Genomic DNA, 22,053 nt, shown 5'->3' with positions numbered 1-22,053 from the left:
CAGAATGGCGGGGCTGCGAACTGCGATTCTCCAAGCATGAGCTACACGCTTAAGTCAGAAGATACGGCCATTGGCCGATTGCTGAGCGGTCATTCTGCTTTTCAGATTCCCGCCTTCCAGCGCGATTATTCCTGGCGCGAGGAACAAGCGGATCGGCTTCTCGACGACATCATCGCCGCTGCGGAAAATGCTGCGGAGGTACAACCCGCGCTGCCGCTATTCCTTGGCACCATGCTGTTTGTCGGCTCGGATGATCCGGAAGCGTCTGTGCGCACGAGCCTCGTCGTTGATGGCCAACAGCGTTTGCTGACACTCACGATCCTGATCGCGGTCCTGCGAGACTTTGCTCCGCTTGAAGAGCAGCCTGAACTACACCGGCGCATTGCATTGCTCCCGGGTGTCGGGCGATTGCAGACCGATACGTTCCACGTCACGCCGCGTGAGGCTGATGCAGCGTTCTTCCGCCGCGCCATTCAAAGACCGGGCGCAACGCGCAGCCCGCGAGGACGCCCCGTCCTCGAGCCAGGCAATGAAGCGCAATCGAATATGGAGGAAATACGCAGCTTCTTTGTTCGGCGCATCCGGCCAATGTCGGCTGAGCGACGTGCAGGCATCGCCGAGTTTCTATTTGAAAGCTGTAGAGTTCTGACTCTCTGGACGCACGATATTGACTATGCGCACGGGATATTCCTCAGCATCAACAAACCCGGCCTTCCGCTTACCGAAGAGGATGTCATCCTCGCGGAAGTCATTGGCCCCCTCCATGCTGAGCAACGCCGCCGCTATCAGCCAATCATCGCTCAGATGTCGCGTTATCGCGAACCGCGCAAAGCTGGTCGTCGTCAGGGCAAGACGTTCTTTACACACCTAGGGCTCGCGCAGGAATGGTCTAACGACCGCATGATCACGCAGTTGCGCCGAGCGGTCGCGCGCGCTGGAGGTCCGCAGCGTTTCGCGCAGTCAATCTTTGAGCCGATGGCCGACGCCTACGTTGTGACCCGGGGTCGTGAGGACGGACATAATACAATGCGCGAGGCTGGCGAATTGTTGGGCCGTCTGCGCGTGTTGGAGCGTTTCTGCGATGACGAATGGGTCCCCGTCGCAATGCTGGCATTGATCCGCTTCAAGGAGGATCAGACGGCCCTATGCGCATTTCTGAAAGCCCTCGATCGTTATGCCCTGGCGCTCTCCGTGCTGCGCCCCATCCAGAGTGAGCGACGCGCGTCTTACCGGCGGATTATCGCAGAACTGCATGCCAGCGACAGCGTCCGCGATCCCGAAAGTCTGTTTGCGCTGGACGACCATCAACAAGCCGCGCTTTTGCGGCGCGCGGCTCTGAGACTCAAGGATGCAGCCAATGGTGCGTCGAAGGCCATCCTGATACGCCTTGATGCGCATTTCAGCGGTCTGCCGATTTCGCATTATCTTGGCTTGCTCGAAAACACTGCGTACACCGTCGAGCATGTCTTGCCGAAAGGCGAACGTTTGGCGCGTGCGAGTGGCTGGAATCAGGCTTTTCCGGGTGCGGAAAATCGTCAGGCATGCGCCTGGTCCATTGGGAACCTTCTCCTGATGGAGGAAAGCCGCAATGCCGATGCGCGCCAGCATGACTTCAGGGCCAAGCATGACATCTATTTCCCCGACGCGGAGGCGCATGCACTGCATCTGACTGAAGAGTTTCGCAGTCTGGAGGATTGGACGCGGGCGACGCTTGAAGCGCGCCATATTCGATTGATGGAGGCGTTCAAAACAATTTGGCGGATTGACGGACCGATCCCAGAACTCCCCGAGCGTGGCCCGTCGATCCAACGCATCCGTGCGGCACGTGTACGTCTACCTCAAGCGAATGCCGAATACGATGAAAACACCGCCGTGGGCGATGACACGGCTGAACATGACCCCCAGACATCTGCAGACCGGCCCGATACCACAAGACCGTCCTCGGACAATTCGTGAGGTAAAGGGGACGGCATTGTCCTGAAATCTTATTTGATCAGTTCGCCGTTGAGGCCTTTCGCGATCAGAGTACGGGTGTTGTCGATCCCGTAGAGTTCGACAAACGAACCGAAGCGCGGTCCCTGTGATGAGCCCAGCAGGACTTCATAGATCGCCTTGAACCACTCGCGCAGCGTTTCCTTCGTGTAGCCGTTTGATTTGCCCGCCTCGTAAACGAGATTTTGCAAATCGGCCCCGCTGGCATCGGCAGGGGCAGCTGCCAACGCAGCATCGAGAGCACTGAGCGCTTGCCGTTCCTGCTCGTTGGCCGCTCGGAACTGCTTGGTCGGCGCAACAAAATCTCGATAGTAGGTGAGCGCATAGTCCGCGAGCTCGTCGAGTAGAGGATGGTTTTCAGCCGTCGCCCCGGGCGCGCGCCGCCGGATAAATCCCCAGAGCACCTGTTTATCCTCGGCATTGGAAGCGGACACAAGATTGAGCAACAGCGCGAAGCTGATCGGCAGTTCTGCTGCTGGCGGATGCCCGTCGTGCAGGTGCCAGACCGGGTTTTCAAGTTTCTGCTTCGCGTCCTGTCCTTCGTAGGACGCGAGAAACTGCAGATACTCATCCACTGTCTTCGGAATGATATCGAAGTAGAGCCGCTTTGCGGTCTTCGGCTTCTGGAACATGAACAACGCCAGACTCGCTGGCGATGCGTAAGTAAGCCATTCATCAATCGTCAGGCCATTCCCCTTGGACTTGGAGATCTTCTCTCCCTTCTCGTCCAGGAACAGCTCGTAGTTGAAGCCCTCTGGCGGCGTGCCACCGAGTGCGCGTGCGATCTTGGACGATAACGTGACCGAGTCGATGAGGTCCTTCCCTGCCATTTCGTAGTCGACGCCAAGCGCGACCCATCGCATCGCCCAATCTGCCTTCCACTGACACTTGACCGCGCCGCCGGTGACCTTGGTTTCAACATTCTCCCCAGTCTCGGGATCGACGTATGTGACTGTGCCCGCTTCGACGTTGCGCGCGATCATCGGCACCTGCAGGACTTTTCCGGTACGAGGACACACAGGCAGAAATGGTGAGTACGTTGCCCGACGTTCTGCCCCGAGTGTTGGCAGGATGATGTTCATCACGTCGTCATAGGCGGCGAGCATGCGCAGCAGTGTCGCATCCATCATGCCGCTCGTGTAGCATTCGGTCGCAGAGTAGAATTCGTAGTCAAAGCCGAAGCTGTCGAGAAAGGCTCTGAGCCGCGCGTTATTGTGCGCGGCAAAGCTTGGATGCTCACTCGAAAATGGATCGGGCACACGCGACAACGGCTTATCCAGATACTCTTTCAGCATCTCCTGGTTCGGCACGTTGCTGGGGACCTTCCGCAAACCGTCCATGTCGTCCGAAAAGCAAATCAGGCGGGTCTTGCGGCGCCCCTCTGTCAGCACGTTGAAAGCATGCCGCACCATGGACGTGCGTGCAACCTCACCGAACGTGCCGATGTGCGGCAGGCCCGAGGGACCATAGCCGGTCTCGAAGATGACCGTTTTTTCTTGCCCGTCCTTATTCCGCTCAAGCCGTTTGATCAGGCGGCGCGCTTCTTCAAATGGCCACGCCTTAGCGGTACTGGCGGCTGCCAGCAGATCCGGGTCAATGTCGATGCTCATAGTTCGCTCTGGTAGGTTTTGGTCCGGGTGAAGAGGCGCGCTGGGCTGTCGCGCAAGACGTCTGATACGTAGGGTATTAAGCCACCGAAACGTTCGCCGGAACCGGAAAGAACACGAAGTCAGCGGCAACCTAGAGTGCTTCCGGAAAAGTGGAAACCGGTTTTCCGATGAGAAGCACGATAAAAACAAACAACTAGGGTCATTCCGTCATTCAACGAAAAGCGGAATGACCCTAGTTGCCAGCGATCGTATTCGTCAACGCATCTAGCATTAGCTCATGCAACTTTAGACATTCTTTGCGATAACGAGCCGGTCAGCTACATAGAGCCCCGTCGGGGAACAAGAGGGATAACCATGAGCCAAAAAATTTCGCCCCAAGCCGCATTGATCTACACCATGATTACCACCTCGGCGGTGGATAATCTTATGTCGGACCCCGAATTGAGACGCATCGGCTGGATCGTCAAGGAGTTGCCAGTTTTCCGCGATTTCGACGAGACGAGCCTGATTGAGCACGCTCAGGCCTGCGGCAAGTTAATGTCAGGCCCGGATGGGTTGATCGCAACACTCGAAACAATCGCTTCGGCGCTCCCCGAGCATCTTCGCGAAACGGCGTATGCGCTTGCATGTGAGGTTGCTGTAACCGACGACGTCGTAATTGAGGAGCGTCGCTTCCTGCAATTGCTCCGTCAGCATCTGCATCTCGACAAGCTAACGACGTCCGCGATCGAACGCGGAGCCCTTGCGCGCCACCAGCCGCTGTGACGTTTAGTCTGGTCGCACACAGGTGAACCGGCCGGTCGTGGTTCACTTGCTGAGGCACGCTAGGAACGAATGTATGGCTTCGGCGGCGGTCTCCAGATTGCCTGTTCGCGTGAACCCGGATTTGACTCGGGGCGAGAGGTCATGATCGCCGTCGCCCATCCACGCGATCTGGATCGCCGGCGATAGGGAATAGCTTGAGACGTCGTCACGCGTCCCGAATGGATCGCGCTCGCCCTGCACAATGAGTCCGGGCGTTTGTAAGTGTACGAGGTGAGCGGTGCGCAGCGTGTCGGGCTTCTTCGGCGGGTGAAAAGGATAGCCCAGACACACTAGGCCGGCGATGGCGCCCTTAGTGAAAAGATCATCTGCGATCATGCTGGCGGCGCGTCCACCCATCGACTTGCCGCCAATAACGATGTGTGGCTTGGAACCAAGGATCTCGCGCAACGTGGCTACGGCGACGCGGTATTCATCCAGAAGTACCGGCATCCGGGGCGGCGGTCGTCGTTTGCCATCCTGCTGGCGCGCCGCCATATAAGCAAACTCGAAGCGGGTAACGCCGACCCCGCCCGACACAAGCAGGCCAGTGAGCGTTTCGAAGAACGGGCTTGCCATGCCTTGCCCCGCTCCGTGTGCCAGTAAGAGATGCGGCAGTGCGGAACGAGACTTGCTCGATTTTTCCGGGGCACAGGTCAGTAGATTGATCATGGTATTGCCTGTTGGCCGAAGTGACACGCGCACCATCCCCGAAAGGCTTTTCACAAAGCTTCGTGAGGGAATGTGCGCAATGGGGTGCGCCAGTGTAGTCTCAACACTCATTCGAGCGAGGCAAAGCCAGTGGACGTTTTTCCCGGCATTTCTGAACCAATATTTCGCCTTTCGGCATTCATTTCGATCCTTGTCGTGCTGGCAGCTTGCGAGCTATGGGCGCCGCGCCGGAAGCTGGTGGCCTCGAAGGCTCGGCGCTGGCTGACCAATATCTCGATCGTTGCTCTCGGTAGCCTCGTCGTACGCGCGATGGGAGCCTTGGCCGTTCCGCTTGTTGCGGTTGCCGCGGCGATATTCGCGGCCAGTCATGGCTGGGGCATCCTGAACATGGTTGCGTTGCCGGGATGGCTTGAGATCGTGATTGCCCTTCTGGTGCTTGATCTGGCCATCTGGTTCCAGCACTTGATGTCGCACAAAATCCCCGTGTTCTGGCGCCTGCATCGCATGCACCACGCGGACCGAGACATAGATGTCACGACGGCGTTGCGATTTCACCCCATCGAGATCGGCCTGTCGATGCTTTGGAAAATCGTTTGCGTCCTGGCGTTGGGCGCGGCGCCTCTGGCTGTCATCCTATTCGAGGTCATTCTCAACGGATGCGCCATGTTCAACCATGCGAATCTACGTTTGCCCGCTTCGGTTGACGGGTTTCTCCGTCTGTTTTTGGTGACACCGGACATGCACCGGGTCCACCACTCTGTGCTGAATCGCGAACACGATTCCAACTACGGCTTCAACTTGTCGATCTGGGATCGGTTGTTCGGAACTTACGTGCCACAGCCGAAAGGCGGCCATGAAGGAATGACCATTGGTCTCTCGCAGTATCAAACCGAGGATCCGACGCGGCTATGGTGGAGCCTGAGACTACCCTGGAAGCCACTTGCGCGCCGACATGAACCACCCAAAGATCAGCCAAATCCCAACGTGAAACGTGTCTGAACGAGACCACAGAAAAGGCTTGCCTCAATTTCGTCGCACCAGAGACTAGCATTTGCTAACCTCGTTCAAAATTGGCCTACGGGGGCTGAGAAATGCGAGCTTTTCTATTGACACGGCTCGTTGCAGCCGGTGCGATCGTCGTTTCCTGTGCAGCAGGTACGGCTGCATTTACGCCTGCCGCCATCGCTCAGACGGCCGTTGCAGACGTGATTGTGCCTCCGGCCCCTAAACCAGCCGTGCCGAAGCCGACACCGGCAAAACAGCTGTTTGGTTCCAAGGATCGCCCCGCTGACCTCAAGCCACGTGCCATTGGGTTTTACTCACGCGGTTGCTTAGCGGGCGGTCAGGCCTTGCCGATTGACGGGCCGGCGTGGCAGGCGATGCGTCTGTCACGCAACCGCAATTGGGGCCATCCAAATCTCATCAAGCTCATTGAAAGGTTGGCGACGGACGCCAAGCGGGAGGACGACTGGCCTGGCCTCCTTGTGGGCGATCTAACACAGCCGCGCGGCGGACCGATGCTGTCGGGTCACGCGAGCCATCAGATTGGGCTTGATGCTGATATCTGGCTGACACCGATGCCGGATCGGCGACTGAGCTGGGCGGAGCGCGAAACGACGTCAGCCGTATCAATGCTGGCCGACACCTTGTCAGTTGATCCCAAGGTATTCACAACCAAGCACGTGAAACTTATCCAACGTGCTGCTTCCTATCCCGAGGTTGAGCGGATTGGTGTGAACCCTGCCATAAAACTCGCCCTCTGCCGGGCGGAAGGCGGAGACAAGCCCTGGCTGCAAAAGATTCAAGGCTGGCCTGGGCACCATTATCATATGCACATTCGCATCAAATGCCCGGAAAATTCAGACGGATGTACCGGACAAGGGCCACCAACCCACACGAGCTGTGCGCATGCCGAAAAATGGTATCGCGACACAAAGGCGTGGCTGGAACAGCCGAAAAAGCCAAAGTCGAAGACTGAGGCCAAGAAGCCGTCGAAGCCCAAGCCCGAGGTCACGCTGACGGATCTGCCGAACGCTTGCGAGGATGTTCTCGCCGCGGCATCGGCCGGTAGCCCCAAAAACCAGATCGAACATGTTCTGGCGCCCGCACGGAAACCGGTGTCACGGGCTGCGGCCGTATCCCCCACGCGTTGACCGTCGTTTTTTGCCCGCGCGAAGCGCAGGTTCATGCGCCCTGCGACACCCCTGTGCCGATCGGACAGCTGACGCCCGTGCCACCCAGTCCGCAGTATCCGTGCGGAAGTTTTGCTAAGTATTGCTGGTGGTCAGCTTCGGCGAAGTAGAACGCAGGCGCGTCCTTTATCTCGGTTGTAATCGGCCCATATCCCTTCGCCTTTAGCGCGGCTTCGTACATTTTCTTCGAGGAGTCCGCCGCGTCTCGCTGCGCTGGCGTGAATGCGTAGATGCCGGAGCGATATTGCGTGCCAACGTCGTTGCCTTGTTGCATCCCCTGCGTTGGATCGTGGCTCTCCCAGAATGTCTGCAGCAGACGTTCATAGGAAATGATCTCGGGCCGATAGACAACGAGCACCACCTCGTTATGCCCGGTCAGGCCCGTACAGACCTCGTGGTAGGTCGGATTCGGCGTAAATCCGCCCGCATAACCAACCGCCGTAGCGTAAATCCCTTCGCCCAGTTCCCAGAATTTCCGTTCTGCGCCCCAAAAGCACCCCATGCCGAACAAGGCCTTCTCGGTGTCGGTAGGATAGGGCTCTTGCAGCTTCGTGCCGAGCACGTAGTGGGTTTCGGCTGTTGGGATTGGGTCGGGACGACCCGGTAAAGCCTTCGACGGCTGCGGCATTTCAATCTTCTTTGAGAACGAAAACATGATCGCAAATCACCTTCAGATTGCCTTTTCCAATGATATAGTCCGCCCGGCCACCGTGCGAAGGTCAACGTGCGTGAGAATAGTCTGTCGGACAACACGACTTCGCGAACTCGGGGCAAATGCCCCGAAAATATGGGCATACCAGCGTCGTCAGGGGGCGTTTGAGGTAACGGTGTAGGAGGGATGTGATGGTTGAGGCGACATCCGGCGCGGAAAATGCGCCCCAGAAAGAGACTGCCAAGGCGTCACGCCCAAAACCCACAGGGGCTCTGACCGAGGGGCGAGAGAGGTTCCAGGCAGGCGCTGGGCGCACGATCTCCTTCTCGTTGATCTTCCTTCTCCTTTTACCCTTCTTCGTCAGTCTCGGACCTATGCTGTTCTGGCGTGTGTCCCAAGGGCATTGGGCAGGCACTGTCGGTCTCGCCATACTTGCCGTCGCGTTCACGGCAATCATGTATTTAATCTTCGTAGAGCTGATCTTCTCGATCCGTTCACGCGTGGTGTTCGGCGAGAAGACGGTCCGACTGAGCTTGCCCCAGGGGCGGGGGCTCATGTCGCCGTTCAGCTATGAACTCCGTGACATCCCCTATGAAGATATCGCCGCGATTGAAATCAGACGCGAAGTCTACGGTGGTACTTTGGCCCCCGTTATGATGAAGGGCGCACGCATTCGATTGAAGGACGGCAGTTATTATCGTCTCGGGTATGTCAACGAAGCCAATGTGGACCCCTGCTTGCCGTTCACCGAGATCGGCGAGAAGATCGCCGCGCGAGCCGATGCGGAAATTATCGACGGCGGCGACGTGCGTCGGTCGGCCATGAAGAAATTCCTTGGTTTGATGGCTGTGGGACGCGAAGTCGCGCCGATTGAGCCCGAAGAAATCAAAGCGCTCAATGCCCGCCATAACCTCATGATGACGATCATGGTCGGCAGCTTGGTACTGTTGGTTGGCCTGGGTATCGCGTCTGAGCGGGATGACAGCCATATCGGCCATGCAGCCTTGCTCGGCAGCATCTGGTCTGGCCCCGCGACCGTGCCACCACCCTCGACAGGCAGATAAGCTCCAAGAAGAGAAAGCTCAGTTGGCGTAAACGTCGATCTGTTTGCGTCGACGGCCTGCATAAGCGGCCCATGTTCCAGCGAGCCCGAAAAGCAGGAATGTTGGAAGCCCGATAAGCAGGTTTACACCGTAGGTCCAGACCCACGGATAGGTGGCTTCCGACACGGCCTTCTGGGCCGCGATCAGCGATTGTGGTGCAAGCTCGGCAATGTGCTCCGAAAATGGTGTTCCGCGAAACGCGCTGATGCCGCTCAGCGCAGGAGTCGCGTCCGCGACGAAGGCGATAGCGGCGACGAGCAGCAGAACATAGGCGAGGAATCGCAGCGCGGTGCGCCCAATGTTGCCGATCAGGCGTACAAGCAGCGTTGCGAAACGCACCACGAGCCGCACGAGGTAGGTCGCCACATGCACCGGGATCATCAAAATCCGCGAGATGAGGTGAGCAAGCTGGCGTATGAGCATCATTGGGCGGGCACCTGCCGACAGTTTTGTCCCCTCTTGGCTAGCGGGGAGATGCGGCGCGCGCAAGGTCAACAATGGCGAATGCTATCTTCAACACAAGAGTTCGCCATCCTGCGCCCTGTCGCCTCTGGGCATTCCGATTCGACGAACCTCTAAATTCCGTTGAAATCATTGAGGCAATCAGTGTATTGCGCTCGCTCACGATCTCGCTATAGTGCGCGCCTTCTCTTGCGAGATCAGTCCGGAGGGGTGGCCGAGTGGTTGAAGGCGCACGCCTGGAACGCGTGTAGGCGGGCAACCGTCTCGAGGGTTCGAATCCCTCTCCCTCCGCCATAAGACGCCGACGCAAACTGACGGCTCTTCTCTTTGCCTCATAAAATTGGCACCTGGGACACTATTGTGTCGCGAGACGTGGTTCTCGCGCCCGCAATTAGGCGGGGACAGCGCTCGACTACAATTACCGATCACATGCTGCAGACCGCCTCCGCTCGTCGCGGAAGGCGCCCACTGCTTCAAGGGTGGGGTGCGCCAGTTCAATAACACTTAGCAAGTTGACGAAGTTTCTCTTGCGCGAACAGCCGCGCGGATGATAGTTAGTCATATGACTAAGCATTATCCGGAACTTTCGCTGCTCTTCCACGCTCTGGCCGATCCGACCCGTAGATCGATCCTGACACGGCTTGCGGAAGGGCCTGCGCGGGTCACGGACCTGTCGGAGCCCACCGGCCTGCGCCTGCCCACGGTGATGCGGCACATTTCGGTACTTGAGGAGGCAGGGCTGATCGCCACCTCCAAGGATGGGCGGGTACGCACCTGCGCCATCGTACCCGAGGCCATGGAACCGATTCAGACATGGCTCGATGAACAGAGAGCCATATGGGAAGACCGCCTTGACCGGCTGGAGGCGTTTGCGATGAAAGCGATGAAGGAGCGCAGGGAATGACATCGAACTTCAATCCGGATGGGATGCTCGCCGCGGCGCGCGATCCTGCGAAGGGCCGCTTTGCAACTCTGACCTTCGAGCGGGACGTGGCCGCGCCATTGTCGGTGCTGTGGCAGACATGGACGGCCCCAGCCGCGCGCGCGGTCTGGTCTGCTCCAACGCCCTCGGTCATTGTGGAATTTTTGGAGGCCGACAGCGGAGTGGGTGGGCGCGAAGTCTCGCTCTGCAAGGTCGAGGGCCAGCCGAATATCCGCTGTGAGTGTGGCTGGCTTGAGTGGCAGCCAGCGCTGCGCAGCGTGAATTACGAAGTAGTCTCGTCTGAAGGAGTGACGCAATCGACAGCGCTGGTGACGGCTGATTTCTCCGGCACGGACGAACGCAGCCGACTGGTCGTGACGGTGCAGCTTTCCTCGCTGGCTGACGGTATGGAGGTGGGCTACCGACAGGGCTTTGACGCGGGGCTGGACAATCTCGCCCGAGCGGCCAAGCGAACCATGGTACTGCAGCGCGTGATCCAGGCACCGCGAACCACTGTCTGGAACACTTGGATGAATCCTGAGGCGCTGCCGCAATGGTGGGGGCCGGACGGGTTTTCCTGTCGCACCAAGAGGATCGACCTGAGAACGGACGGCGAATGGGTGTTCGATATGATCGCCCCTGACGGCACGGTGTTCCCGAACCACCATCTCTATACCGAGGTTCGGCCTGAAGAGCGGATCGGCTATACACTGCTATGGGGCGAGAACGGGCCGAAACACGCCGACGCTTGGGCCTCGTTCGAGGATCAGAATGGAGCGACGAAGGTGACGCTCGGCATGGTGTTCAGCACAGAGGCCGAGTTTCAACAGGCGAAGGGATTCGGCGCAGTCGAACTGGGCTTGCAAACGCTGGGTAAGCTGGAACGCTTCATCAAAACCCGAGGGAATGCTGCGGCTTAGCAACCGAGTTCATGGATTACTCGAGAGAGCAATAGCGTAGACGTAGTTCGACGTTTCGTCTGTTCTGGTAGAGCAAGGTTTAAAGGTCAGTCAGGCCCAAGGCTCGCTTTCATTCGCGAAATCATCAGATCGAGTTCGCTGGCGCGCCTGTGGTCTTTCAACCTGACGGCCCAGAAGGCGGGCATCGCAAGACTGTGTTCACTGACCTGGACCAAGTCGCCCCGTCCGATATGGTCTGCGACCAGACACTCCGACAGCAGCGCCACGCCAAGACCAGAGACGGCGGCCTGAATGGCAACGCTTTCTTCGCTGAAATCGCCTGCCGACGAAAGATCGCCTGGCGCGCATCCTGCTTCGGCAAACCACCTCTTCCATCCGAGCGATTGGCGGTGATCCAACGTCCAGCGATAATGAATAAGTGGAACCCGCAGCAAATCCTCTGGCCGGTTTGGATGCCCGTGCTGGGAGAGAAAGCTCTTCGTTCCCACCGCGATCAGGCGATCGTCGAACAGGTGGAACCACGCCTCGTCCAGACCGCGTTGTTCCCGAGACCGGATCGCCAGATCGACGTCTCCGGCACGGAGATCGACCGGGCGATTGTCGGCATGAACGGTGATGTCGAGCTCGGTTTCCGATTTCAACCGAGCCAGGCGAGGCGTGAACCACTCGGCCGCGAAGGCCATCGTCATCGAAATGACCAAGGGCCGACGTGTGTCCTGTCTGACCTCTTCGCTTGCCGCTGCCATCCGGTCCATCGCGTCCCGCAGGACCGGGAACAGTTTGGCACCCGCTTCGGTAAGCCGCAGAGGACGGGGGCGCCTGTGAAACAGAGAAACCCCGAGCAGATCTTCCAGCTTCCGGACCTGATGGCTGATGGCTGTCGGATCGAGGTGCAGTTCCTCTGCAGCTCGGCCGAAATGCTGATGCCGCGCAGCTGCCTCGAAGGCCCGCAAGGCGTGTAGCGGCGGCAGTCGACGCATTACGTTTTACTCCGCTCTTCATGAATCTTATTCATCATATGCATGAGAGATCGCCCTTCGCCAATAGCGGCCGCCAACACTATTCCGTTGATCAGACGAAGAAAGATACGTCTCCAACCGATGAGGCTAGCCCATGAGCACGTTGCTGAAGATCGACGCGAGCGCGCAACTCCAGGATCGATCGCTGACCCGAAAGCTGACCGCCCTTTTCGAGCGCACGTTTGTCAACGTCGCTCCCCATACGCAAGTGGTCTCACGCGATGTCGGTCAAACGCCGCCGCCTTTCATTGATTATCGCTTCATCCATGCCGCGTTTACGCTTCCGCAGGAGCGTGAAGCCTGGATGGGCGATCACCTCGCCATATCGGATGAACTGATCGATGAGGTCATCGCGGCCGATATTATCGTGATGGGTGTGCCAATGTATAATTACGGGATGCCGGCATCCTTGAAAGCGTGGTTCGATCAGGTTGCCAGGATCGGCAAGACCTTTTCCTTTGATCTCAATCGCGGAGACTTCCCGATTGAGCCCATCCTGAGCGGAAAACATCTCGTTGTGCTGTCCGCCCGCGGGGAGTTTGGCTTTGTTCCCGGCGGTGTTCGCGCTGACAAGAACGCGCTCGATCCGGCTCTGGCCGCCTGCGCCCATTATCTCGGCGTATCGTCCAAAGCGATCGAGACCGTCACGATCGAGTACCAGGAATTCAAGGATGACCGGCATCGCGCTTCAGTTGCCGAGGCGCAAACACGAACCGCCGAGATCGCTCACCGTTTGGCATCGAGTTTTGCGTTTAAGCCCTCGTCTGAACGAGGCGTTTCCCATCATTCTTGTCAGTAAGTCGACAGCCGCTCATTCTTACGGCTCTGACCACTTGGGTGGAAGTCGGCAGAACACACAATTGGCTAGCCTCTTGCACGAGCCGTAGACTGCAATGTGGAAGATGCGCATCACGCGCGGATGGCACGGCCTGAAGCAGCCGTGCCAATGTCAGGCATCGTTAGCCGAACCGCTTAGCACCCGTGGCGCACCATGCAGCGGCGAAAGCGCCAGCCGCCACCCCAACGCCAGCGGCACTCACGCCGCCACCGGCGGCAGTGGCGACGCCAGCTTCCTCCCCATTGCGCTTTTTCGAGGAGCGATGGGCGAAAGATGGTTTGCTGCGTAGTTTGTGGTTGCGATAACGGTGCGGCCTGAGCGGCGGGCATCCCGACGCATAATGAACCAGCGATCGCGATACCGGCTGCGATGGAGGTTAATCTCATCAAGAATTCTCCTTTAATGAGCCCCGGCAGCAGCAGCAACTCGTGAGCCCCAGAAAAGGTTCAATCGAACAGCAAGGATGCCTAAACTTTGATGTGAGGGGTACGCGCGATGTACCCAGAATGTGCCAAATCCCAATAGCGCAGCGGGAGACATTTCCGCTGCACTGTTGTTTCCTTAAGCCCGGATCAAATGCGTGACGACGGGCGGGTCTGAGCCACGATGCAGTGCGAGGATGCGGTCTTGTACGGCGTGGTCTGCGCCGGTCACGCGCTCGTGGTGACGCAGATGGTAGAGCCACGAAACCTCGCACCAGGTTTCGACGAACCGGGACGGGTCGGCGGCATCTTGCATGAGCGTCCAGCCATATCCCCCACCCCGTCGCCGTGCGGCCGAGAGTTCGTTCATGAGGGTGATGAAGTTGGCGCGATCTTTTTCCGCGATTTCGTAGGTCACCTGGATCATGACCGGTCCGCGATCGTGTGTGGCCTCGTCGGAAACGAGCGGTTGAGGCCAATGCATCGATGGCGTGAGGTCGAGCGTCTCACCTCGGTTGAGTTTTGCCCGCCATGTCAGTGGGATCATGAGCAACGCGCCTGCAGCCGCGACGAGGAGGGTCGTGGGAATGCCGACAAGCGTTGCAACCTTACCCCAGATCAGACTGCCCCCGGACATCGCACCAAAGAAGACGGTGAGAAAAATCGAAAGCCCGCGTGCGCGCACCCAGTTGGGCAAAGCGGTCTGCGCTGAGACCTGTAAACTTGAGAGAACAGCAATCCACGATACCCCAGCGAGCCCACAGGCGATCGCCGCAAGAATAGGATTGTCGGTGAACGAGAGGATCGCGAGGACGGCAGCGGTACCGATAGATCCCGCCGCGACCGTGATGTCTGGCCCGAACCGTGCTTTCAGTTTTGGTAGAGCGACCGCTCCGGCGACTGCGCCCGCGCCAAGGCACCCGAGAAGAATGCCATACAGAGTGGGGCCGCCCTTTAAAACGTTGCGTACGATAAGAGGAATGAGCGCCCAAAAAGCACTGGCGAAGATGAAGAAACCCAGAGCCCGAATAAGCGTCCACGCCACGGGCCGGCTGTTGAGTGCATAGCGCAGGCCGGCAACAATCGCGGAGCCGACTTGCTCAGGGGGCAACTGACTTTCAGCGATGCGCGGCTGCCGCCACCATAAAAGCGCAGCAATGATGCCGACGACACTCAGCGCATTGATAAAGAAGGGTGTCGCAAGGCCATACGCCACAATAAGAAAGCCTGCCAACGCCGGACCGATTGCGCGGCTGACGTTGATCCCCATGGAATTAAGTGCAATTGCCGCCGTCAACTCTTGCCGTGGCACGAGCTGCGGCACGACGGCCTGCCACGCCGGGGCCATGAAAGCGGCGCCCGTACCCATGATGAACGTAATGAGAAGAAGCAGTGTCGGGGTCACCATCCCGAAGCTCACAAGGAAGGCGAGAATTCCGGCAACAACTCCTAAGATCGCGTTGACGATGAGCAGCAGTTTGCGCCGGTCAACGATGTCAGCAAGCGCGCCCGCCGGAAGGGCAAAGAGAAACACCGGCAAAGTCGTGGCGGCCTGCACGGCCGCCACTACGAGCGGAGACGGTGACAAGTCCGTCATCAACCATCCCGCACCCACGTCATGCATCCAGGTGCCGATGTTGGACACGATGGTGGCGGTCCACAGGACGGCAAAGGCCGGTCGTGCGAGCGGGGCCCACGCCGACGGAGCCTTCGCGGATTCAGTTGTTTTCTTGGCATCCATTGCGTTGGCTCCGAATGTGAGGGTTCCACCGTCGACCTAGACCGCGAAGCAGGAGCAGCCCAACGCTCCCCAAAAGGCCTTCTTGTCCCCGACCGGGATCGGCGTGTTCCAGGCAATGCCGTGATCGTGGCCGTGGACACCGCAGCTATGACGGCATCCGTCGTGGCAGGAATGAGCGAAGTGTGTCCCCTCGCCAGCATCTGCACGTTGGGCAGGACTTGGTATCGCGCCGACCGGGCTCCACGACGGTGATGCCGGTGGTACGGGAGGCGACAGGTCCGCGTAGTTGCCTTCTCCGTAAACAACCTTGCCACCGACGATCGTGAGCACGGAATTGATCCGACGGATCTCCTCAGGCGGAACGCTCATGTAGTCGGCGGAGAGGACTGCGAGGTCCGCGTATTGCCCCTGTGCGAGCGTTCCTTTGACGTCGGCCTCGCCCGAGAACCACGCCGAACCCTTCGTCCACAGTCGCAAGGCGGTTTCACGATCGAGAACATTGTCCTCTCCGTAGAGCGGAAGGCCTCCAAGCGTCTTTCCGGTTGTTAGCCAATAAAGTGCGACCCACGGATCGTAGGAGGCAACACGCGTCGCATCGGTACCTGCACCAACCGGCAATCCAGCCGCCAGCATCTTGGAGATCGGCGGCGTGTTCCGCGCGGCTTCTGCGCCATAACGGTTGACGAAATACTCGCCCTGAAATGCCATGCGATGTTGGATCGCAATGCCGCCCCCCAACGCTTTGATGCGATCGATATTGCGATCGCTGATGGTCTCTGCGTGGTCAATGATAAAGCGTGTTTCAAAGGGGGCTCGGCCGTTGACGCGTTCGAAGACCGAAAGAAAACGATCGATCGACTCGTCATATGTGGCGTGGATTCGGAACGGCCATCTGTTGGTGGCAAGCAGCTCGACAATAGGCTCGATCTCGCTTTCCATCGTGGGGACAAGGTCAGGGCGCGGTTCGAGGAAGTTTTCAAAGTCTGCGGCCGACCAAGCGAGGTTTTCACCTGCACCGTTCATGCGCAACATCGCATCACCGGCGCCGGGCTTCGTGAGCGTAAGCCAGCGTTCATAGTCATTGAGTTCGTCACCGGCTTTTTGCGCGAAGAGATTATAGGCGATGCGTACCGTCAGCTGATCGTCATCATGCAAGCGTTGAATGACATCGTAGTCCTCGGGATAGTTCTGACCGCCACCGCCAGCATCAATCACGGACGTGATGCCGAGCCGGTTCATTTCGCGCATGTAGTGGCGGGTGGAATTGATCTGATCTTCGATGGGGAGCTTGGGGCCACGCGCCAGCGTCGAATAAAGGATCAGTGCTGAGGGCTTGGCGATGAGCAGGCCCGTCGGGATTCCCTGCGAGTCCTTCTCGATAAGTCCACCGGGAGGATTGGGGGTGTTCTTGTTGATTCCGAGAACGTTGATCGCCGCTTTGTTGAGAAGCGCCTGACCGTAAAGGTGGAGAATAAAGACCGGGGTATCGGGCGCGGCCGCATTGATCTCATCCAGAGTTGGCAGACGCCGTTCTGAAAATTGAAACTCAGACCAGCCGCCGACCACACGAACCCATTGCGGTGCCGGTGTCCGTGCGGCCTGTTGCTTCAGAAGCCGCAGCGCATCGGCCACTGAAGGAACACCTTCCCAGCGTAATTCCATGTTGAAGTTGAGCCCGCCGCGGATCAGGTGGGTATGGCTGTCGTTCAAGCCCGGAATGACGCGCCGGCCGTCGAGGTTGACCACCTTCGTCTTGGCACCCGCTGTGCGCATGACGTCGTCGGTTGTGCCAGCCATCTGCACGAGCCCATCCTTGATGGCGATGGCCTGCGCTTCGGGGACGTTGCGATCAAGTGTCGTGATGCGCCCATCACGCAAGATGAGGTCGGGTGCGTCTGTCATTGGCTGGCTCCACGAGGTTCGCGGTGTCACGGTGGCGAGAGCGCCCACGGAGGCGAGGCCACGAACGAAAGTGCGGCGGCGAATATTCACGGCGCGTATCCTTTTGGAAGGGCGGGCGCCGTAGCGACGCCGGCTAAAAGCTCTTCGAAAGTCGCGACTTAGGTGGCCGGAACGGGGGCAAGTGTTGGCCCATGTTTCGCGCGCTCTTCAGCCTTGTGCACCATCGTGTAAGCGTAATCGATGCCCATGCCGTAAGCACCGGAATGTTCTTTCACAACGCCGGTAACAGCATCATAGGTGTCGCGGTGCGCCCAATCACGCTGCCACTCGAGCAGGACCTGCTGCCAGGTGACAGGAACCACACCGGCCTGCACCATTCGCTGCATGGCGTAGTTGTGAGCATCGAGCGAGGTGCCGCCGGACGCATCAGCGACCATGTAGATCTCATAGTCTGCGTCATGCATTGCTGAGAGCGCGAACGTCGTATTGCACACTTCGGTCCAGAGACCGGAAACAATGACCTTGTTGCGACCGTTCTTGGCAAGTGCATCGCGCACTTTCTGGTCATCCCAGGAATTCATCGAAGTGCGTTCCAGAATGGGGTGTTCTGGAAAGACGCTCAGGAGCTCCGGGTAGGTGTGGCCGGAGAAAGATTCCGTCTCAACCGTCGTGATGATTGTCGGGACGTTGAAGACCTTTGCAGATTTTGCAAGCGCAACGACATTGTTTTTGAGCGTTTGGCGGTCGATGCTCTGAACGCCGAAGGCCATCTGCGGCTGCTGGTCGATGAAAATCAGTTGCGAGTTCTGCGGCGTGAGCACTTCAAGCTTCTGCTTGGACATGATGTTTTCTCCCGGTGAGCGATGTGGCTAGAGCGACGGTGAATGCGTCATGCCGGCAAGCTATATCGCAGCCTGTGGAGTGACAATTGTGAAAATAAAGGCCAAACTGCATCCAAAATGGAACCAATAAATTTGGGGTTCAGGGCAGCATGGGGAGCGCGTGCGGTGGGACGACGGACCCCACCACGTCTGCGCACGTGTGGAGGCGAAATAGGAAGCTTCGAAAAATCATCCAGATGCGGGGGGACTGCCGCAGCTCTCCATAAGCGCAGGGGCAAGCCAACTAGAAAATATCAAGAATCGTGGCGCTGTTCTTTCAAGGTCTGTCCTCGTTGAACAAGCCTGCGGTTAAAGTCTTTGGAGAGAGATGCAAGCGTCACGGCTTCCAAGTGGGCCAGAAACACGGACTCCACTTCGAGAAAGGCGCTATTGAGCGCGCGGTTGACGGATTGCTCGACGAGACAAGCCGGCATTTCGGAGCGATGGCCCATCGCGACGAGCGTCGGTTCACCTACGGCTCTATAAATGTCGGCAAGCGTGACCTTTGTTGGATCGCAGGCGACGGTCCATCCCCCGCCATGGCCTTTCGCTGACGTCACAAATCCTTGGTCTCTGAGGCCGGCCATGATGCGGCGCACGACGACAGGATTTGTGCCCATCATCCTAGCCAGCTGTTCGGAGGTCGCCGGCTCATCAGAGCCGAGCATGTGAAGAAGAACGTGGAGGACGCCCGAAAGCTTGCTGTCTCGTTTCATGTAACTTTATATGTCGCTGTCCGAACGGATTGCAGACTGATCTCGGAAACGGGCCCAAATTTAAGCTGTCCCATCCTTTCGGAGAGCCTTGCGAATTTTGCGAATATGGGTCGCCGCAGCTTCCGCTGAGAGCTTTTGCACGGACCTGTAATGCGCAACGATTTCCCTGCCATGATCTGTCAGTTCCGCGCCGCCACCTGCTTTACCGCCATGCTTTTTGACGACGACGGGCTGCTCAAACATCTCGTTGATTTCATCGGCGAGATACCAGGCGCGCTTGTAGGACATGCCCATGGCTTTGCCCGCGGCGACAATCGAGCCGTATTTCTCGATACCCTCAAGGAGCTCCACCTTGCCGGGCCCTAGAAAGCTGCCTTCTGAGAATTTAAGGCGAATGAAAAGCTCAGGTTTTGAGACATCACCAGAGCGTGCAGGTCGCAGTGATTTCGGCACGAGATAGCCTCCCCACATGATGGCGTTGACCCGCCGATCAGAAAGCTGGGTACCGCGCCGATCACGGGTTCCCGCCCCGTGCGGGAACATCGAGATAGCATACAGGATACAACGTCGAATCACGGAAGGGAAAGGTCTCTTCAAGCCGGTCTGGAGGTCCGGCTTGAAGAGCGCGGTTTCGCGCGTGATAGCACCCTAGAACTTGGCTTTCACGTTGGCGAAAAACTGTCGACCGGGTTCCGGAAATCCTTCGGCCAGTTGATAATCTTGATCGAGTAGGTTTGTAGCGCCGATTGCCGCGGTGAAATTCTCATTGAAGGCATACTCGGCCTGCAGGTTGAGCAACGCGTACGACCCAATTTTGACGTAGTTTGGCATCGGGTTTGATGCCAAGAGCGTGCTCGTCGAGTTGGTCACCAGGCTGTTGCGATCGCTGGCGAGTTCGAGACTAGGGGTTAGCGTTAGCTTGTCCGTCGCCTGCCAAGCCAAATACAGAAATGCTTGGTGACGCGGTGTACCTTCTGGGCGCGGACCTGCCGACAGATAATCCAACTCGCGTTCGAGATATGTGTAGTTGCCGCCGATCCTGAGACCCGGCTGGATATCCCAATCGAACGAGAATTCCACACCGAAGTTCTCACCCTTTATGTTTTGGTTCTGGATTGCATTCCTGGCGACGAAAACGGGCTGAATCGAGTTCTTCAGATCCGAATAGAAAATGGCCGAAGACAGCTTGAGCTTGTCGATAAAAATGTCGGCCCAGCCGATTTCATAGTTGATCGTCCGCTCTGGGGCGAGGTCCGGATTTGGAACCGCGAACCCAAAGCGCGTGCTGAACCGCTCGAAGACTGTTGGAAACCTTGTCCGGTCAGAGACAGACGCGTGCACCTTGCCGGTATCGCTGAAGCTATAGATGGCCGCCGCTTGGCCATTCCAGGCATCGTTGTTCGGAGTATCGTTTTGGATGATGACGCCGTTGTCGAAATCCTCAGCTTTATGCACGACGTTTTTGTCGTAGCTGATGCCGGTCACGATATCGAGACGGCGGGTCGCGTGAAATGTGTTCTCGACGGCGAACGACCAAGTGTCTTCGATGTTATGATGCCACGGCTCACGAACGCTGCCCGGGAGATCCGGACGGCCGAGCTGGGCTTCAGCGTGATTATCGCGGCGGAAATGAACAGCACCTTTGAGTGTGTTCATTGGAATGAGGTTTGTGCCAGCTTCGAGAAATCCCCCGATGGCATAGTCATCGTAATAGCTGTCGAAAGCCCGCCCCATCGTTCGTGATGAATAGCTCGCGTCATCGTAGGTCGAAAGAAGGTTTTTGAAGGTGTTGTAGTAGGCGTTCGTCTTGACGTACGAGGCCGAACCGACTTGCGTTTTGGACAGCCACGACGTGCTTTGAATGTCCCAATAGGGCCACGTCCAATAACGCGGGCCTTGCACTTCCTGCCCAATAACATGAAGGGGCGCACTCTTCTCACCGGACTGCGACGTATAACTGAGGCTGTACTCATCGGTCGCGTTCGGCGTGTAGCCGGCCTTGACGTTGATGCGCCAGTCACGGATATCCGAGTGTTCGCGGTCCCCGCCATTCTCGTTGGCGAGGTTGATGGGCGTGAATCTGTCTGACAAATTCCAGTGGTCCTGATCGAGAATCGTCCCAGAAATTTGCGCGTAGTATTCGTCCTGGCGTGTGCCGGCGTAGCCGTAGCTGTTCCATGCATTGAGCGAACCGGAGTTGCCGTTCAACACCGCCCCCAAGCGGGCTTCTGTTTCCATGGCTTTCGTCGGCTTCCGAGAGACGAGATTGATCGCACCGCCCATGCCGCCGGGACCGTCCAAGACCGACACGTAGCCTTTCTGCACTTGTACTTCGGCAAGGTCAGACGTGAGAAAGCGGTTGAAGTCGAGGCGATTGTCGGCTGGCAGATAAATGCGCACACCATCGATGGATAATGGAACGCGAAGCCGGTCGAAGCCTCGCACGGATATATCGCGCTCGTTTCGGCTGCCCCCGGTGTTTTGCATCGTAACGCCGGGCAAAATGCTGACGGCCTGATCGAGCGAGTTTTTGTTGAAGGTCCACATCGCCTCGTTGGTGATGGTGCTGCCTCCGATGGCATCCAGCTGCCCGAGTGTGAAGACACCGACGGCACCTCTGCCCGAACCGCTCGAGGCTGGCAGAGGGCCGATGGGTGCTCCGTCGACATCGGTCACAGATGGAGCGGGTGCAACCTTGCGAACGGGCTTGGAGAGGGCCTGCGATGGGGACACCACAACTATAGGTGGGAGCACTGTGGCGTCGGAAGCTGTCACGTCGGCACCGGGTGTCGGAGCGGCGTCTTGAGCAAAAACCACGGAAGATTCAAACGCTATGACAGCACAAGCAAAGGGCGCGATACGCCTCGTTCTAATCACTGATGTTCCCTCCCACATGAACGAGTATTATGCCAACGTTATAGCCGTTAAGCTATATAGCTAGTCAAACAATAATGCACAAAAAGGCCTCACGTTGCGCCATGCGTGGCGCAAATGAGTCCATCAATATATCCTATCGAATATGTTGAATGAGTGCGGCGGCGACGGCGTTAATCCAGTCCATGGTCGGGATTGCCGGCTCGCATCTGAGGTTGAAGAAGGAGTGTCGAAGTTTATCTACAGCACAAGGAAGATCAGCTTAAAAATTATGCAAAGGAACGTTCGCATTGAGCAATCTATCCGGCGTATGAGCCGGACGGCAATAAAGTCA

Annotated in this window: 19 protein-coding genes and 1 tRNA gene; 9 read left to right on the top strand and 11 right to left on the bottom strand. The window is 58.0% G+C overall.

The window, feature by feature from the left end:
- Positions 1-36 precede the first annotated feature (36 nt).
- Positions 37-1,956 (top strand): DUF262 domain-containing protein, encoded by a 1,920-nt coding sequence (locus tag BLS30_RS02155; RefSeq protein ID WP_170832391.1) that lies wholly within the window; start codon positions 37-39, stop codon positions 1,954-1,956.
- A 29-nt stretch (positions 1,957-1,985) separates the two neighbouring features.
- Here BLS30_RS02155 and BLS30_RS02150 read toward each other — a convergent pair whose 3' ends face one another.
- Positions 1,986-3,602, bottom strand: a complete 1,617-nt coding sequence (locus tag BLS30_RS02150; protein ID WP_090226279.1) for a lysine--tRNA ligase — start codon at positions 3,600-3,602, stop codon at positions 1,986-1,988.
- Between the two features lie 354 nt (positions 3,603-3,956).
- Between BLS30_RS02150 and BLS30_RS02145 the strand changes: the two genes are divergently transcribed.
- Positions 3,957-4,367 (top strand): tellurite resistance TerB family protein, encoded by a 411-nt coding sequence (locus BLS30_RS02145; protein ID WP_046477948.1) that lies wholly within the window; start codon positions 3,957-3,959, stop codon positions 4,365-4,367.
- Positions 4,368-4,409: 42 nt separating this feature from the next.
- Here the strand turns inward: BLS30_RS02145 and BLS30_RS02140 are convergent, their stop codons facing one another.
- Positions 4,410-5,075 carry an alpha/beta hydrolase family protein gene (locus BLS30_RS02140; protein ID WP_244512344.1) on the bottom strand — a complete coding sequence of 222 codons (666 nt, stop codon included), beginning with the start codon at positions 5,073-5,075 and terminating at the stop codon, positions 4,410-4,412.
- 129 nt (positions 5,076-5,204) lie between these two features.
- Between BLS30_RS02140 and BLS30_RS02135 the strand changes: the two genes are divergently transcribed.
- Entirely contained in the window at positions 5,205-6,074 is an 870-nt protein-coding gene (locus tag BLS30_RS02135; protein ID WP_090226276.1) for a sterol desaturase family protein, read from the top strand.
- A gap of 92 nt (positions 6,075-6,166) precedes the next feature.
- A complete protein-coding gene (mepA, locus tag BLS30_RS02130; protein WP_090226273.1) occupies positions 6,167-7,228 on the top strand; it encodes a penicillin-insensitive murein endopeptidase in 1,062 nt (353 codons plus the stop codon).
- A 31-nt stretch (positions 7,229-7,259) separates the two neighbouring features.
- Here mepA and msrA read toward each other — a convergent pair whose 3' ends face one another.
- Positions 7,260-7,922 (bottom strand): peptide-methionine (S)-S-oxide reductase MsrA, encoded by a 663-nt coding sequence (msrA, locus tag BLS30_RS02125; protein ID WP_090226270.1) that lies wholly within the window; start codon positions 7,920-7,922, stop codon positions 7,260-7,262.
- Positions 7,923-8,110: 188 nt separating this feature from the next.
- On the opposite strand from msrA, the gene BLS30_RS02120 reads away from it, so the two are divergent.
- On the top strand, positions 8,111-8,983 hold the full coding sequence (locus BLS30_RS02120) for a hypothetical protein (RefSeq protein WP_046477951.1): 873 nt from the start codon (positions 8,111-8,113) through the stop codon (positions 8,981-8,983).
- 18 nt (positions 8,984-9,001) lie between these two features.
- On the opposite strand, the gene BLS30_RS02115 is transcribed toward BLS30_RS02120, so the two are convergent.
- A complete protein-coding gene (locus tag BLS30_RS02115; protein ID WP_046477952.1) occupies positions 9,002-9,448 on the bottom strand; it encodes a hypothetical protein in 447 nt (148 codons plus the stop codon).
- 240 nt (positions 9,449-9,688) lie between these two features.
- Here BLS30_RS02115 and BLS30_RS02110 point away from each other — a divergent pair.
- From BLS30_RS02110 to BLS30_RS02100, 3 genes are all read left to right on the top strand, one after another.
- Positions 9,689-9,778, top strand: a tRNA-Ser gene (locus tag BLS30_RS02110).
- A gap of 268 nt (positions 9,779-10,046) precedes the next feature.
- On the top strand, positions 10,047-10,388 hold the full coding sequence (locus BLS30_RS02105; protein WP_170832390.1) for an ArsR/SmtB family transcription factor: 342 nt from the start codon (positions 10,047-10,049) through the stop codon (positions 10,386-10,388).
- A complete protein-coding gene (locus tag BLS30_RS02100) occupies positions 10,385-11,326 on the top strand; it encodes an SRPBCC family protein (protein WP_170832389.1) in 942 nt (313 codons plus the stop codon). The genes BLS30_RS02105 and BLS30_RS02100 overlap by 4 nt, the downstream gene beginning before the upstream one ends.
- A gap of 86 nt (positions 11,327-11,412) precedes the next feature.
- On the opposite strand, the gene BLS30_RS02095 is transcribed toward BLS30_RS02100, so the two are convergent.
- Positions 11,413-12,306 carry a LysR substrate-binding domain-containing protein gene (locus BLS30_RS02095; RefSeq protein WP_090226268.1) on the bottom strand — a complete coding sequence of 298 codons (894 nt, stop codon included), beginning with the start codon at positions 12,304-12,306 and terminating at the stop codon, positions 11,413-11,415.
- 133 nt (positions 12,307-12,439) lie between these two features.
- On the opposite strand from BLS30_RS02095, the gene BLS30_RS02090 reads away from it, so the two are divergent.
- Entirely contained in the window at positions 12,440-13,144 is a 705-nt protein-coding gene (locus BLS30_RS02090) for an FMN-dependent NADH-azoreductase (protein WP_090226265.1), read from the top strand.
- 600 nt (positions 13,145-13,744) lie between these two features.
- On the opposite strand, the gene BLS30_RS02080 is transcribed toward BLS30_RS02090, so the two are convergent.
- The 6 genes from BLS30_RS02080 to BLS30_RS02055 form a co-directional block, all read right to left on the bottom strand.
- Positions 13,745-15,346, bottom strand: a complete 1,602-nt coding sequence (locus BLS30_RS02080) for an MFS transporter (RefSeq protein WP_090226259.1) — start codon at positions 15,344-15,346, stop codon at positions 13,745-13,747.
- A gap of 36 nt (positions 15,347-15,382) precedes the next feature.
- Positions 15,383-17,248 carry an amidohydrolase gene (locus BLS30_RS02075; protein ID WP_090226256.1) on the bottom strand — a complete coding sequence of 622 codons (1,866 nt, stop codon included), beginning with the start codon at positions 17,246-17,248 and terminating at the stop codon, positions 15,383-15,385.
- A 158-nt stretch (positions 17,249-17,406) separates the two neighbouring features.
- Positions 17,407-18,090 carry a hydrolase gene (locus BLS30_RS02070; RefSeq protein WP_090226254.1) on the bottom strand — a complete coding sequence of 228 codons (684 nt, stop codon included), beginning with the start codon at positions 18,088-18,090 and terminating at the stop codon, positions 17,407-17,409.
- Positions 18,091-18,383: 293 nt separating this feature from the next.
- A complete protein-coding gene (locus BLS30_RS02065) occupies positions 18,384-18,845 on the bottom strand; it encodes an Rrf2 family transcriptional regulator (RefSeq protein WP_090226251.1) in 462 nt (153 codons plus the stop codon).
- A 60-nt stretch (positions 18,846-18,905) separates the two neighbouring features.
- Positions 18,906-19,421, bottom strand: a complete 516-nt coding sequence (locus BLS30_RS02060; protein WP_244512343.1) for a winged helix-turn-helix domain-containing protein — start codon at positions 19,419-19,421, stop codon at positions 18,906-18,908.
- Between the two features lie 72 nt (positions 19,422-19,493).
- Positions 19,494-21,662, bottom strand: a complete 2,169-nt coding sequence (locus tag BLS30_RS02055) for a TonB-dependent receptor plug domain-containing protein (RefSeq protein ID WP_210183988.1) — start codon at positions 21,660-21,662, stop codon at positions 19,494-19,496.
- Positions 21,663-22,053: the final 391 nt, after the last annotated feature.

The organism is Filomicrobium insigne, assembly GCF_900104305.1.
GTDB lineage: Bacteria > Pseudomonadota > Alphaproteobacteria > Rhizobiales > Hyphomicrobiaceae > Filomicrobium > Filomicrobium insigne.
This window is presented reverse-complemented; position numbering and strand designations above follow the sequence as displayed.

Bases quoted from the DNA above. Each gene is read 5' to 3' on its own strand.
- BLS30_RS02155 (WP_170832391.1), top strand. From the start codon at position 37: ATGAGCTACACGCTTAAGTCAGAAGATACGGCCATTGGCCGATTGCTG.
- BLS30_RS02150 (WP_090226279.1), bottom strand. From the start codon at position 3,602: ATGAGCATCGACATTGACCCGGATCTGCTGGCAGCCGCCAGTACCGCT.
- BLS30_RS02145 (WP_046477948.1), top strand. From the start codon at position 3,957: ATGAGCCAAAAAATTTCGCCCCAAGCCGCATTGATCTACACCATGATT.
- BLS30_RS02140 (WP_244512344.1), bottom strand. From the start codon at position 5,075: ATGATCAATCTACTGACCTGTGCCCCGGAAAAATCGAGCAAGTCTCGT.
- mepA (WP_090226273.1), top strand. From the start codon at position 6,167: ATGCGAGCTTTTCTATTGACACGGCTCGTTGCAGCCGGTGCGATCGTC.
- msrA (WP_090226270.1), bottom strand. From the start codon at position 7,922: ATGTTTTCGTTCTCAAAGAAGATTGAAATGCCGCAGCCGTCGAAGGCT.
- BLS30_RS02120 (WP_046477951.1), top strand. From the start codon at position 8,111: ATGGTTGAGGCGACATCCGGCGCGGAAAATGCGCCCCAGAAAGAGACT.
- BLS30_RS02115 (WP_046477952.1), bottom strand. From the start codon at position 9,448: ATGATGCTCATACGCCAGCTTGCTCACCTCATCTCGCGGATTTTGATG.
- BLS30_RS02105 (WP_170832390.1), top strand. From the start codon at position 10,047: ATGACTAAGCATTATCCGGAACTTTCGCTGCTCTTCCACGCTCTGGCC.
- BLS30_RS02100 (WP_170832389.1), top strand. From the start codon at position 10,385: ATGACATCGAACTTCAATCCGGATGGGATGCTCGCCGCGGCGCGCGAT.
- BLS30_RS02095 (WP_090226268.1), bottom strand. From the start codon at position 12,306: ATGCGTCGACTGCCGCCGCTACACGCCTTGCGGGCCTTCGAGGCAGCT.
- BLS30_RS02090 (WP_090226265.1), top strand. From the start codon at position 12,440: ATGAGCACGTTGCTGAAGATCGACGCGAGCGCGCAACTCCAGGATCGA.
- BLS30_RS02080 (WP_090226259.1), bottom strand. From the start codon at position 15,346: ATGGATGCCAAGAAAACAACTGAATCCGCGAAGGCTCCGTCGGCGTGG.
- BLS30_RS02075 (WP_090226256.1), bottom strand. From the start codon at position 17,248: ATGACAGACGCACCCGACCTCATCTTGCGTGATGGGCGCATCACGACA.
- BLS30_RS02070 (WP_090226254.1), bottom strand. From the start codon at position 18,090: ATGTCCAAGCAGAAGCTTGAAGTGCTCACGCCGCAGAACTCGCAACTG.
- BLS30_RS02065 (WP_090226251.1), bottom strand. From the start codon at position 18,845: ATGAAACGAGACAGCAAGCTTTCGGGCGTCCTCCACGTTCTTCTTCAC.